10 protein-coding genes are annotated in these 12,729 nt (G+C 71.4%); 5 read left to right on the plus strand and 5 right to left on the minus strand.

Going from position 1 to position 12,729, the window contains the following annotated elements; genetic code table 11:
• Positions 1–245, minus strand: a 245-nt coding sequence (locus tag AN216_RS29020) for a hypothetical protein (protein ID WP_212732666.1), incomplete at its 3' end; no start/stop codon positions are given.
• Positions 246–701: 456 nt separating this feature from the next.
• On the opposite strand from AN216_RS29020, the gene AN216_RS03090 reads away from it, so the two are divergent.
• Positions 702–1,217, plus strand: coding sequence for a lytic polysaccharide monooxygenase auxiliary activity family 9 protein (locus AN216_RS03090; RefSeq protein WP_070195027.1), 516 nt, complete (start codon positions 702–704; stop codon positions 1,215–1,217).
• A gap of 195 nt (positions 1,218–1,412) precedes the next feature.
• Here AN216_RS03090 and AN216_RS03095 read toward each other — a convergent pair whose 3' ends face one another.
• Entirely contained in the window at positions 1,413–2,957 is a 1,545-nt protein-coding gene (locus tag AN216_RS03095; protein WP_079166195.1) for an LCP family protein, read from the minus strand.
• Between the two features lie 420 nt (positions 2,958–3,377).
• On the opposite strand from AN216_RS03095, the gene AN216_RS03100 reads away from it, so the two are divergent.
• Positions 3,378–4,400, plus strand: coding sequence for a glycosyltransferase family 2 protein (locus AN216_RS03100; RefSeq protein WP_275522109.1), 1,023 nt, complete (start codon positions 3,378–3,380; stop codon positions 4,398–4,400).
• Between the two features lie 65 nt (positions 4,401–4,465).
• On the opposite strand, the gene AN216_RS03105 is transcribed toward AN216_RS03100, so the two are convergent.
• The 3 genes from AN216_RS03105 to AN216_RS03115 form a co-directional block, all read right to left on the minus strand.
• The gene (locus AN216_RS03105) at positions 4,466–6,187 is read right to left on the minus strand and encodes an LCP family protein (RefSeq protein WP_070195028.1); all 1,722 of its coding nucleotides are present in this window, start codon (positions 6,185–6,187) and stop codon (positions 4,466–4,468) included.
• A gap of 60 nt (positions 6,188–6,247) precedes the next feature.
• Positions 6,248–8,026, minus strand: a complete 1,779-nt coding sequence (locus tag AN216_RS03110) for an LCP family protein (protein ID WP_070195029.1) — start codon at positions 8,024–8,026, stop codon at positions 6,248–6,250.
• Positions 8,027–8,391: 365 nt separating this feature from the next.
• Positions 8,392–9,171 carry a TIGR03089 family protein gene (locus tag AN216_RS03115; protein ID WP_070195030.1) on the minus strand — a complete coding sequence of 260 codons (780 nt, stop codon included), beginning with the start codon at positions 9,169–9,171 and terminating at the stop codon, positions 8,392–8,394.
• 129 nt (positions 9,172–9,300) lie between these two features.
• On the opposite strand from AN216_RS03115, the gene AN216_RS03120 reads away from it, so the two are divergent.
• The 3 genes from AN216_RS03120 (at position 9,301) to manB (ending at position 12,496) form a co-directional block, all read left to right on the plus strand.
• Positions 9,301–10,623 carry a peptidoglycan recognition protein family protein gene (locus AN216_RS03120; RefSeq protein WP_070195031.1) on the plus strand — a complete coding sequence of 441 codons (1,323 nt, stop codon included), beginning with the start codon at positions 9,301–9,303 and terminating at the stop codon, positions 10,621–10,623.
• Between the two features lie 135 nt (positions 10,624–10,758).
• Positions 10,759–11,166 carry a hypothetical protein gene (locus AN216_RS26400; RefSeq protein ID WP_079166196.1) on the plus strand — a complete coding sequence of 136 codons (408 nt, stop codon included), beginning with the start codon at positions 10,759–10,761 and terminating at the stop codon, positions 11,164–11,166.
• A 232-nt stretch (positions 11,167–11,398) separates the two neighbouring features.
• On the plus strand, positions 11,399–12,496 hold the full coding sequence (gene manB / locus AN216_RS03130; protein WP_070195032.1) for a mannose-1-phosphate guanylyltransferase: 1,098 nt from the start codon (positions 11,399–11,401) through the stop codon (positions 12,494–12,496).
• Positions 12,497–12,729: the final 233 nt, after the last annotated feature.

Consider the following 12,729-nt stretch of genomic DNA (forward strand, 5'->3'; position numbering starts at 1 on the left):
TACAGCAGGCGGGCGCGGGCCCGTTGGGCGCGGGCCGCGGTGTCGCCGTGGCCGCAGAGCGCCATGGGTACGGCGACCAGTGTCAGCGGCAGTCCGGTAGCGGCGTGTGCCGCCGTACGCCTCGTCCAGCGGACGCCGCGGCGGAGCGCGGCACACGTGGCGCCCGCCCCTTCCGTGTCGGTGCGTGCGCTGGCCGGGGGCGGCCGAAGCCGGACGGTGTCCGTACGCGGTGCGGTCTCGTGCATCGGTGCTCCTGGTCATGCGCCACGGGGCGGGTGAGGCGGGCTCGTCTGGTCACGCTGCTCAGCTTCCGCCTCGGACGGGCCGGCGGGCGAGGGTGGCAGCACGGAACCCGGGGGTTCGGTTCTCCCCACCCACCTCGCGTCACCCGCTCGCGATGCGTCGTTCGCCTGACGGCGCTCGGGAGCCGGGACCGTACGTACGGCAACTCCCGTCGCTGCCAAGGCTCTTGACTGAGACCTGCGCACGGGTATGGTCTAGACTAATGGCGAGCGGGAAACCGAAACGACCACTTCGCAGTCGTCAGTCATTTCACGGGGCGGCTGCACCCCTCACCGCTGGCGGCACGTCCGTCTTCGCGTTCGTCACGCAGCTCGACCAAGCCGCCCTCGAGGTGCCCGTCGCCGCATGGCGGGCCCGCCCCCAACGAGAGACCGGCGGCCTACCGTGAAGGAGTTGACATGCACGCGAAAAGGAAGCTGGCGGCGCTCGTCGGCGTGAGCCTCGCCCCGGTGATCGCCGTGAGCCTGCCGGCCAGTACGGCCAGCGCGCACGGCTACATCTCGTCGCCGCCCAGCCGGCAGGCGCAGTGTGCCGCGGGCTCCGTCGACTGCGGTCCCATCAAGTGGGAGCCGCAGAGCGTCGAGGGGCCCAAGGGACTGAAGAGTTGTAGCGGAGGCAACGAACGCTTCGCGGAACTCAACGACGACAGCAAGGGCTGGCGGGTTACCGACGTCGGCCAGTCCCAGACCTTCACCTGGAAGCTCACCGCCCGGCACGCGACCAGCACCTGGCAGTACTTCGCCGGAGGACAGAAGATCGCCGAGTTCGACGACGGCGGTGCGCAGCCAGGAGCCACGGTCACCCACGACGTCAACTTCGGCGGCCTGAGTGGCCAGCAGAAGGTGCTGGCGGTGTGGAACGTCGCCGACACCGCGAACGCCTTCTACGCCTGCGTGGACGTCAACATCCGCTGACCCGTAGGGCACCCGCACCATCCGGGTCCGTACGTCCGCCGCCGCCCCCGTGGCACCCGACTGGGCGCGGCGGCGGATCACGGACCGGGTGGGCCCGGCCGTCGGGCACCGGGGTCGGACGGCCGGGCCGCCCGGTTCGAGCCGAGGGCGTCGTGCGCGCGAACATGCGCGTACGACGCCCTCAGCCGCAGGTCCTCAGCCGCAGGTCACCTCGTCACCCGTGACGGCCTCCGCCTCCGCGCCCAGGCGTTCGGCGCCGCCCTGCCGTGGGTCGGCGGCGCGCACCGCCCGTACCCGGTCGAAGTCCTTCCCGACGGTCACCAGCATGGCGGGACCGCGCCCCTTCTCCTCCCGCAGCTCCGCTCCGGGCAGCGCGGCCTGCAGGGTGCGTACGGACCGGTTCCAGCGCGGGTCGTAGGTGATCACGGTCCGCTTGACGTCCTGCCGTTCGGCGTTGCGCGGAATGCCGGTGGTGTCGAAGTCCGTCTCCCGCAGCGCGGTGTCCACCCGATGGCCCAGCCCGGCTTTCTCGGTACCGTTGGCCACCTGCACCCGGATGCGGTTCGGCGCGATGTCGACCGGGGTGGCGTCCTGCTCCTGCTTCTCTCGCTGGTCGTGCTTCCTGTCCCCGCCACTCGGCGCGGTCCCCCCTCCGCCGCCCTCGCCGGAGTCCGGCCGCTTCCGGTCCGCGAGCGGCCTGTCCGCGCGCAGCGTGTCGAACAACTTGTCCGCCTTCCCCTCGTCCCACTTGACGGTCGAACCCAGCCCCGGCACCGGATAGTCGGCGTCCTCGACCGGCACTGACACGAACTCCGAGGAGGCGGGCGTGAAGTCCCGCATCGCCCGCCCCAGGGCGACGATCTCCGAGGTGCCGAAGCCGGGATCCGCGCGCACCGACCTCAGCAGCGTCGACGCGACCTCGTTCAGCTTCGCCGGGTTCATCAGTACGCCGCTGCTGGTCGCACGGTCGATCACGGAGGCGATGAACTGCTGCTGCCGCTGCATGCGTCCGAAGTCCGAACTGCCGCCCAGATGCCGCGCGCGGACGTACGCCAACGCCTCCGTCGCGTCCAATCGGGACTGACCGGCCGGCAGGTCGAGTCCGGAGCGCTCGTCCTTGAGCGGGCGCACGGTGCACACCGGCACACCACCGAGCACGTCGACGGTGTTCATGAAGCTGCGGAAGCTGACCTCGAGGTAGTGGTCGATGTGTACCCCGGTCATCTTCTCCACCGTGCGGACGGTCAGGTTCGGCCCGCCGTGGGTGTACGCGGAGTTGATCTTCGCCGGATAGGCCTGGTGCTTCGTCCCACCCTCATGGGTGTGCTTGGGCAGCTTGACGTAGGTGTCGCGTGGCAGGCTCACCACGCTCATCCGCTCCCGGTCCGCCGAGAGGTGCACCATCATCAGGGTGTCCGTGCAGTTGCAGGAGGCGCCGCCGAGTTGGTGCTTCCGACGTTGTTCCGCGCTGAGTTCAGCCCGGTCGTCGACACCCACCACCAGGAAGTTCAGCCCGTCCGAGGAGGCCGGCCGGTCCTCCAGGCCGGCGAACGGGTCGACCCGGCCCACACCCTCGTCCAGCCCGCTGACCAGCGCGTGGCCGACCCCGCTGGTGGCCAGCACCAGCGCCGAGGTCGCAGTGGCGAGGCGTACCCCCCAGCGGGGCCGTCGGCCGCGCCCTCGGTGCTGCGCGTGCTGCCCGCGCTGGCTGTGCTGCCCGCGCCGGGTGTCCGGGCGCATCCGGCCGGACCGCGCGCCGCCGGACCGCCGACCGCTGGGCTTCCTTCCGCCGGCCTTCCGCCCGTCGGGCTGTTCCGTCCCGGACCGTCCGCCCGAGGTGGAGCGTCGCGGGCGCGGGTCCCGGGTGTCGCGTACGGCCGTACGCTCTGGCGGGCGCCGACGGGACGGGGCGCCGGGTCGGGAACGGGCCGGTGGGAACAATGCGGACCTCCGCGGCGACGGGGCGTGCCTCGACGAGTGGTTCCCGCCCGCCCACGGGGAGGGACGGGCACGCGCGTCGGCGGCCCGGCCCACTCATCTCGAGTTGCTGTCGCAATGTAGACACATATGATGTGTGCGCTCCTGCTCACACGCCGTAGGCCCGGGCAGGGCACCCGGCCGGGTAAGGTCGCGTCGCCCGTTCGCGGTAACGTGGCCGGCGTGACTGGACCCGTTCCCCCCGCAGTTTCCGTGATCATGCCGGTGCTGGACGAGGAGCGGCATCTGCGTGCTTCCGTGCGGCACATCCTCGAACAGGAGTACGCCGGCGAGCTGGAGGTGGTGATCGCGCTCGGCCCCTCCACGGACCGTACGGACCAGATCGCCGCCGAGCTGACCGGCGAGGACCCGCGCGTGCGCACCGTGCCGAACCCGACCGGCCGTACTCCCGCCGGGCTGAACGCCGCGATCAAGGCATCCCGGCACCCGGTGGTGGTGCGGGTCGACGGACACGGCATGCTCTCGCCCGACTACATCGCCACCGCCGTGCGCCTGCTGGACGAGACCGGCGCGGCGAACGTCGGCGGCATCATGCACGCCGAGGGGGAGAACGCCTGGGAGCGTGCCGTCGCCGCCGCGATGACCGCGAGGATCGGCGTGGGCAACGCCGTCTTCCACACCGGCGGGGCGGCCGGTCGTGCCGAGACCGTCTACCTCGGGGTCTTCCGGCGCTCGGTGCTGGAGGAACAGGACGGGTACAACGAGGAGTTCATCCGGGCACAGGACTGGGAGCTGAACTTCCGCATCCGGGGGGCCGGCGGCCTGGTCTGGTTCTCGCCCGAGCTCCGCGTCTCGTACCGGCCGCGGCCGAGCGTACGCGCGCTGGCCAAGCAGTACCGCAACTACGGTCGCTGGCGGCACGTCGTCGCGCGCTACCACTCCGGCTCGATCAACCTGCGCTACCTCGCACCCCCGGTGGCCCTGTGCGCCATCGCGGCCGGGCTGGTCGTCGGTGTGGCGGGATTCCCCTGGGCCCTCGTCGTACCAGGCGGTTACCTCGCGGCCATCACCGCCGGATCGGTGCCGGCGGGGCGCGGCCTGCGGGCCGGGGAACGCGCGCGGATTCCGGTGGCGCTCGCGACGATGCACATGTCGTGGGGGTGGGGCTTCCTCACCAGCCCGCGGAGCCTGGCCCGCCGGGTGCGGGCCAGTGGGCGTACGACGTCCGCGCTGGCGGCGGACTGAGCGACCGCGCAGTCGGCCGCCAGCTGGCCGTGCTCCCGGCCGGGAGCACGGCCAGCCCCGCGAGGTCACCAGGTGTATCCCGGATTGACCTCCATGCAGCCCTCCTTGTCGCCGCCGTTCACCGACTCGGTGCTGTCCGGCGCCTTGTTCGCGTCCTCGTCGGCCCCGTCATCCGCAGCCTCCGCCGGGTACGTCGCGCCCGTACGCCAGTCGGCGCCGACCACCACGGTGATCTCCTCCACCTCGGAGGAGTGCCTGACCATCCGCTCCGGGACGCCGAGCGCCTCGGCGACCGCCAGGGCGTTGCTGCGCTGCCCCTCGGTGGCGTAGCTGATCCGGGTGTCGACCTGCGGTTTCGGGGTCTGATCGGCGAGTGCCCGGGTGAAGCCCTCGTTCTGCAGTGCCTGGGAGACGGCGCCGGCTCGGCCGGGCACGGCGGCGTTCGCACCGGTGGCCGTGCCGTTCATGACGTGTACCGGGATCTCGGACGCGGGATCGGCGTCCTCGGCCGCACCGGTGGGCTCCTCTTCCGGCTTCTTCTTGTCCTTGCCGTCCAGCGCGATGTCCTGGCGGATCAGCGAGAAGACCTTCTCGGCGTCGCCCGGCTTCGGCACCACGTAGCTCCCGCCGGGGGAGTACTCCCACGGCATGGTGGCCATGGTGATCCGGTTGGTGGGCACCTGCTTGAGGTCCTTGCCCAGGTCGTACAGCTTCTTCACGCTGCCCAGGCCGTGGTCCACCGTCAGCGCCTTGGTGGCGGCCTCGGCCAGCTTGCGCAGTTTGCCCGGATCGCTCAGCTTCGTGCCGGCCTTGAGCTGGCGGACCATGGAACTCATGTAGAGGTGCTGGGCCTTGGCGCGCCCTATGTCGGAGCCGTCCCCGAAACCGTGCCGGGTGCGTAGCCACTGCAGGGCCTGCTCGCCCTTGATGACCGAGGTGCCCTTCTTCAGCCGCAGCCCGGACTTCGGGTCGTGGACGTTCTTGTCGACACACACCGGTACGCCGCCGACCGCGTCGGCCATCGAGACCACCCCGGAGAAGTCGATCATCATGAAGTGGTCGATCGGGATGCCGGTCAGCGCCTCCCAGGTGGCGACCGTACAGCCCGGACCCCCGTGTTGGAGGCTGGCGTTGATCTTGTCGACCGTCTTCGGGAAGACCTTGTCCTGGTCGGCGTCACTGCACTTGGGGATGGTCACCCGGGTGTCCCGGGGCACGGAGAGGACGGTCATGCTGCTGCGGTCCGCCGATACGTGCAGCAGCTTCTGCACGTCGGCCAGCGGCGGGCGGCCGGCGTCCCCCTCGGAGCCGCCGAGGTCCAGGTTCCGCTCGGAGTTGCGGGAGTCGGAGCCCAACAGCAGGATGTTGAGCGGCCGTTGGCCCTTCGCGTTCGGGTCGCTCGGATCGAGCTTGTGGTCGCCGAGGCTGAGGTCGTCCGAACTGAGATTGCCGTTGAGGTGCTCGTAGTAGAAGTAGCCCGCCGCCGCGGTGCCGAGTATCAGCAGCGAGAGAGTCAGTGTCACCCAGCGGAAGACCCGTCGACGAAGCGACCCGGGCCGGTCCCGGTCGCCGCGCGCCCCCGCCGGTCCACCGGACTTCCCGGCCATGCCGTGCTCGGCTCTCGTACGCTCTCGACCGCCTGGCGGAGCCGGGCCCCGCCTGGGCGGCCGGCGTCTGTCGGCCTCGCTGTCCCGGTCCTCGTAGAGGCCGTCGTCCCAGCCGAGTTCACCGGCCGACGGGGCACTCGAGCGCCCCCGCCCGTCGTCGGTGCTGTCCTGCTGCCGCACGAGACCTCCCCTGTTCTCATGTGCTGGGTCCCGGACGCCTGGCGGGGCGGCTGGGGGTGGTTACTTGGCACACACGTTCTTGTCGCTGGCGTTGACGTCGTCCACTCCCTCCGGCGCCTTCTCCGGCGCCCCGATCGGCTCGCCGGCCTCGGTGAAGTCCTCGCCCAGTGTGAGGGTCATGGGCTCCGCCGCATCCTGGCCGTCGTCGGACTCCTTGAGCGCCTTCCGCGGCAGTTCCAGCATCTCCGCCAGGGCCTTGGCCTGGCCGGCCTGGTCCGGGGCGTACTCCAAACGGGTCTCGTCCAGCGTCTCGGAGGCGTTGCCGGCGTTGGTGGACTGGGTCACGCCCTCGCTCTGCAACCAGGTCACGGTGCTCTGCGCCGCGCCCGCCGGCCCACCGCCGTTGAGGATGTCCACCGCCACCTCGGACGCCGGGGCCTTCTCCACCTTCTTGAGGTCCGGACCCTTGTCCTTCTTCTTGCCCTTGTCCGTCTTGGTGAGGGACTTGTCCTGCTGCACCATCTTGAACAGCGGCTCGGCCGCGCTCTCGTTCAGTACGACGGTGGCCGGGTCCTGCGGGTTGTCGACGACCGGGACGGTGGCGAAGGTGACGTTCTCCGTGTCCACCCGACGCAGGTCCTTGCCCAGCTCGACCAGTTTCTTGATACTCCCTATGCCGCTGTCCACCGTGAGCGCCTTGGTGGCGGCGTTGGAGAGGTCGTAGAGTTTGCCCGGGTCGGTCAGGGTGCCGCTGGACTTCATCTTCCGGATCATCGAGCTGAGGAACTGCTGCTGGAGCTTGATCCGGCTGAGGTCGCTGCCCGTACCGACGGAGTGCCGGGTTCGCACGAACGCCAGCGCCTGCTCGCCCTCGATGGTGTGCCGGCCGGCGTCCAGTTTGAGATGTGACTTGGGGTCGTTGATGTCCTCGGCGACACAGACCTCGACGCCGCCGACCGCGCTGGACAGCTCCTTGACGGCGTTGAAGTCGGCCATCATGAAGTGGTTGATCTCGACGCCCACTATCTCCTGGACCGTACGCCAGGTGCAGCCCGGGTCCCTGCCGCGTTGCCCGAGGCTGGTGTTGAAGCGGACGTCCTGCTCGGCCGGGATGACCTTGGTCGAGCCGTCCTCCTGCTTGGTGGGGCACTTCGGGATGTCGACGATCATGTCCCGGGGGATGGACAGCACCGTGGCGTTGGACCGGTCGGCGGAGACGTGGAAGAGCAGCGTGGTGTCCGCGTGGCCGACGCTGCCGGTGTCGCCGTAGCCCTTGTTTCCCTTGCCCTGGCGGTCGTCGGTGCCGAGGATCAGGATGTTGATGGGGCCGTCGGACGTCGCCGGGTTGTCGATGCCGACATCGACGTCGTTGAGGTTGCCGTTGAGCTTCTGGTAGAGCCAGAAGCCCCCGGCGCACCCGGCGACGAGTATCAGGCCCATCGCGCCGCCGGTCCAGCGCAGCACCTGCTTCTTGCGGCTCGGCTTGGCCTTCGCCTTGCGCCGACTGCTCCCGGCCGCGCGGCGACCGGACGTGCTGCCGGATTCCGCCGACCGGTCCTCCCGGGGCCGCCGTGGGTTCGGGACCTGCAGCTGCGTGGTGTCGTCGTCGCCCTCCGTGGTGGAGGCGGGGACTGCTCTTCTCTGACGCGGGGGAGTACGGCGCCGACCGCCGCCCTGTCGCGGGGTCGAAGCCGCGCTGTTGACGCTGGAGTCGTCGGCCGAGTCCAGCCGAAGCTCGTAACTCCCAGTGCTCGGATTGAACACCCACTGATCCGCGGGGTCGACTTCGCCGCCCGCGTGTGGCCGGTCGTGCTCGTCCACGTTGCGAAAGTCCTCCATGTGCCGCTGGCGCCCTGGGGCGGCCGGGGTCGCTCACACTATCCGGCAGCGTCCGCGGGCAGCGACGGGGTCGCGCCCTGTAACGCCGTCAGGTGTGGTCGGATTGCCCGGTTCTCTGCGCTCCTGGGTGGAGTGCGGCTGTGCCGCGGGGGCCCCTCTCTCGTCGCTCCACGTCTTCTTCACTCCCGGTCCCGGGAATCGTTGCGGGCTCGCTGCCGTCCGACCGCGTCTTGTCCGGGGTCGGGCGGACGTACGAGTGTCGTTCACAGGGACAGACGGTCGAGTGACGAATTTGGTTGTATGCGCGAGCCGTTGGTTCCGTACGGTCGCCGGCCCGGCGGGCGTGCCGGACGTCCGCGGGGCGGTCAGTCAACGGTGTCCGTGACCTGCTCCCGCTTGGCACGCTCGGTCAGCGCGTCCGCATCCAGCCGGTCGGTGTTGCGGCACAGTACGAGCGAGGCGCCGGCGGCGAGGGGGGCGTAGAGACCGGCCGACAGGCCGTCCCAACTGTCGTACTCCCGCAGGGAGAGCAGCCGCGAACCGGGCCCGAGGCCAAGCCTCTCGGCGTCCGCCCGGGCGCGCTCGAGGAGTTGCGCTCCGCTCAGCTCGGGTGCTCCCGACAGGCCCTGGCCGCCCGGCACCGGCGGGGCCAGGGCGGGCAGATCAGGGTTCACCGGTGCGTACGGGGCGAAACGGTCGCCCTGTCCGGGAACTTCCACCGCGTAGTCAACGAACCCGGGAGGAGTCTGCGGGAAGCGCGCGCCCAGCGGGCGCAGACTCAGCGCGACCCGCTCGCCCTGGCAGTGCCGGGCGTCCTCGAGGGCGTCCGGGCCGGCCACGGCGACATCCGCGCGCGTGGGGTCGCCGCCCACGTCGGCGATCACTCCGGTGGCCGAGCAGGCGATCAGCCACACCGCGGTCTGCCAGTGCGCGGGGAGCAACAGGGCGACCCGGTCGCCGGGCTCGGCGTTCAGCTCGTCCTGGAGCAGGTTGGCGGTCTTCGCCACCCAATTGGCGAAGGTCGCGACGGAAAGTTCGACACGCTCGCCGGTGGCGTCGTCGTAGAAGGTCACGAGCGGGCGGGAGGGGTCCGCCTCCAGGGCCGAATCCAGCAGGTCGGCGGCGGTGCGGTCGGTGGGGTTCATCCACGTAAGGGTACGCCGCCGGTGGGCTGTCAGACCCGGGGTGACGGGGGGTTCGTGGCGGGGTGTGGAGCCGACCGTGTGTCAGTTCTCCGATAGACAGATATGGGAGTTTATGTCCACGATCAAGCCATGCGCGTACTTTCTGCCTCCGCTCTCGGCTCCCTCTGTACGGCCGCTCTGTTGCTTCCCCCCGTGGTGCCCGCCGCCGCGAGCACGGTCGCGGAGCAGGACGCCGCGGCCGACGTCCGTACGGCGGATGTCCGAACCGGGGACGCCCGTACCGGGGCTGACCGGCGTGCGTCGCTCGGCAGCACACGGTCGCTTCCGCTGCCTCCCGCGGACGTGTCCGACCGCGCTCGCCAGAACGATCAGGACGTCAGCCAGGACAGTCGCGACGCAGGTGTCGGCGGGGCGCGCGAGTTGGCGCCCCGCACCGTTGAGCCGTTCTCGCTGCTCGGCGTGGTCTGGGAGGACGCCGACCGGGAGTTGGGCGGCCAGGTGCGGGTGCGCACCCGCAGCGTGCGTACCGGCGAGTGGTCCGAGTGGCACGACTTGACGGAGCACCGCGGCCATGCCGCCGAGCGGCGGCGGGGTGCCGGACCGACGAGGGGAGCCACCGCGCCGCTCTGGGTCGGCGCCTCCGACGGGGTGCAGCTACGGGCCGAGGACGCCGCCGGCAACCTGCCCCGGGGCATGCGGCTGGAACTGGTACGCCCGGGCTCGGACGAACCGCCCGCCGAGGGCGAGCCGGCGGGGCGGCGCGGTGGCTCGGACGGCACCACCCTCCCGGCCCTGGACCGCGAGCGGACCAAGGCCGCGGCCGAGTCCCGGGGCTCCGCCGGGACGTACGACCCGAAGGGCGAACACATCGCCCCACGCCCGGCCATCGTCACTCGCGAGGGCTGGGGCGCGGACCCAAACCTGCGGGAACCGGGCCACGCCTACACCGACGCGGTGCGGACCGCCTTCGTGCACCACACCGCCGGTTCCAACGGCTACGACTGCTCCGAGGCCCCCAGGATCATCCAGGCGATCCACCGCTACCACGTGAAAAGCAGCGGCTGGCGGGACATCGGCTACAACTTCCTGGTCGACAAGTGCGGCAAGATCTACGAGGGGCGTGCGGGCGGGGTCGCCAAGCCGGTGCGCGGCGCTCACACCCTCGGCTTCAACGAGAACTCGATGGGCGTCGCCGTCCTCGGCTCGTACGACAAGACCGAGCCGTCCCGGCAGGCGCGGGACGCGGTGGCCGAACTGGCCGCCTGGAAGCTGGGCTTGTACGGCGTCGACCCGCGTGGCACCTCCGGCATGACCGGGGAGGACGGTGCGCGGCAGCGGATGGACGCCATCTCCGGGCACCGGGACGGGTTCGCCACCGAATGCCCCGGCGACCTGCTCTACGGTCGCCTGGACGAGGTCCGCGCCACCGCCGCGCGGTCACAGGGGAGGTAGAGCAGCCCGGATGTCCGTGGCGCCGACGGGCGTCGTCCTCCAGTACGGTGGGCGGCGCCCGTACGCGTGCCGTACCGGCGTACCGCCGTACGCCAAGCAGCCGTAGCAGTCCCGCACCGATCAGGAGCAGCGTCCTTGTCGTCGTCCCGTCTTTTCGCCGTCCACCTGGGGATCTTCTCGACGGAGGACGACGCCGGCAGAGTCCGCGAGGCGTGCACCCGCTGGCTGGAGCCCCTGGGGCTGAGCCACGAGCTGTCCTTGATCGGCCCGGAGGAGCGGACGCCGGCCGGCGAGTTGACCCTCGCCGAACGCTACGAGGAACTGCCCGACCAGTGGCGCGCGCAGTACGGCGAGCCCGCGCCGGCCAGCCACGACATCCGGGAGCTGCGCTTGCGGTTGCGCTGCTCGCCCGACGTGCTGGAGGACGTGTGGGAGCGGCTGACCCGAACTCTCTGCCCCGACCCGGAGCACGCTTCGCCCTGCCCGATTCCCTGGTCGGGCGGCTGGCGCGGTGAGGTCGAGGCGGACACTGACGGGCGCTGACCGGCGCTGACCTTCTTCGGTCCGGCCTCCCGGCGGCCCGTTGTGACCCGGCGGCCCCGCGGCCGTCGCGGCTCGCGACCCGACACCACGTGTTTCGTGGCGGCTCAGTGTCCGCCGTCACACGTCCCGTTCACGGGAAAGTCATGGACAATTACTGGCTAGTAGCAACGGCCCGTCCGTGCGCCGCCCCCAGATCTGACCGCACCCACCTCCGCATACAGGGAGCAGCCCCATGCAGGAACGCGCGCCAGCCGAGGCAGTTCTCCTGGTAGGCGGAAAAGGCACCCGGTTGCGGCCGGTCACCGTCAACACGCCCAAGCCCATGGTCCCGGCCGCCGGCGTCCCCTTCCTCACGCATCAGCTGGCCCGGCTGCGGGCCGCCGGGGTCGAGCACGTGGTGATGGCCACCTCCTATCTGGCCGAGGTGTTCGAGCCGCACTTCGGGGACGGCGCCGCGCTCGGCCTGCATCTCGAGTACGTCACCGAGACCGAGCCGCTGGGCACCGGTGGCGCGATACGGAACGTCGCCTCTCGACTGTCCTCCGGCCCCGACGAGCCGGTGCTCGTCTTCAACGGCGACATCCTGACGGGGCTGGACGTGCGGGCCCTGCTGGACGGCCACACCGGTTCCGGCGCGGACGTGTCGCTGCACCTGACCCGGGTCACCGACCCGCGGGCGTACGGCCTGGTCCCCACCGACGACACCGGACGTGTGACCGCCTTCCTGGAGAAGCCGCAGGCCCCGGAGGAGATCGTCACCGACCAGATCAACGCGGGCGCGTACGTCTTCCGCCGTTCGGTCATCGACGCCATCCCGGACGGTCGCCCGGTGTCCGTGGAGCGGGAGACCTTCCCCGAACTCCTGGCCGCCGGCGCGCACCTGCACGGCATGGTCGACTCCACCTACTGGCTCGACCTCGGCACCCCGCAGGCGTTCGTGCGGGGCTCGGCGGATTTGGTGCTGGGCCGCGCCCCCTCGCCGGCGGTGCCCGGCCGGCGCGGCGAGTGTCTGATCCTGGACGGCGCCGAGGTCGCCCGGGACGCGAAGCTCACCGGCGGTACGGCGGTGGGCACCGGGGTCGTGATCGGGCCCGGGGCGCGGATCGAGGGCAGTACGCTGCTGAACGGTTCCGTGGTCGGGCCGGGTGCCCGCATCCGTGGCTCGATGGTGGGCGCGGCGGCGCGGGTCGGGGCCAACTCGGTGCTGGACAGCGCGGTGGTGGGGGACAGCGCGGTGATCGGCGCGGACAACGAGTTGCGCGGCGGCATCCGCGTCTGGTGCGGTGCCCGGATCGGGGACGGGTCGTTGCGCTTCTCCTCCGACCAGTGACGGTTCGCCCCGGCGGCGTCCGAGGCACCGGCGGTCGGCAGAGCGGGACGGCGTACGACGGAACGGCGGGGCAGTGGTGGGAGCGAGCGCAGTGAGACCAGCGGTGGCACGGACGGGGCGTACGTGAGGCGAGCCGGACAGCCGCGGCGACCGGACGGCGGGTTCGCCGACGAGCCGGGCGTCGCTCGCTCGCGTACGACACCGGCACCCGGGCTGACGAGCCCGCGGCAGGC

It is taken from the genome of Streptomyces oceani, from assembly GCF_001751245.1.
Taxonomy (GTDB): Bacteria; Actinomycetota; Actinomycetes; order Streptomycetales; family Streptomycetaceae; genus Streptomyces; species Streptomyces oceani.

Excerpts from the sequence above, each read along its gene's own strand:
- AN216_RS03090 (WP_070195027.1), top strand. The coding sequence starts at position 702 with ATGCACGCGAAAAGGAAGCTGGCGGCGCTCGTCGGCGTGAGCCTCGCC.
- AN216_RS03095 (WP_079166195.1), bottom strand. The coding sequence starts at position 2,957 with ATGCGCCCGGACACCCGGCGCGGGCAGCACAGCCAGCGCGGGCAGCAC.
- AN216_RS03115 (WP_070195030.1), bottom strand. The coding sequence starts at position 9,171 with ATGAACCCCACCGACCGCACCGCCGCCGACCTGCTGGATTCGGCCCTG.
- AN216_RS03120 (WP_070195031.1), top strand. The coding sequence starts at position 9,301 with ATGCGCGTACTTTCTGCCTCCGCTCTCGGCTCCCTCTGTACGGCCGCT.
- AN216_RS03110 (WP_070195029.1), bottom strand. The coding sequence starts at position 8,026 with ATGGAGGACTTTCGCAACGTGGACGAGCACGACCGGCCACACGCGGGC.
- manB (WP_070195032.1), top strand. The coding sequence starts at position 11,399 with ATGCAGGAACGCGCGCCAGCCGAGGCAGTTCTCCTGGTAGGCGGAAAA.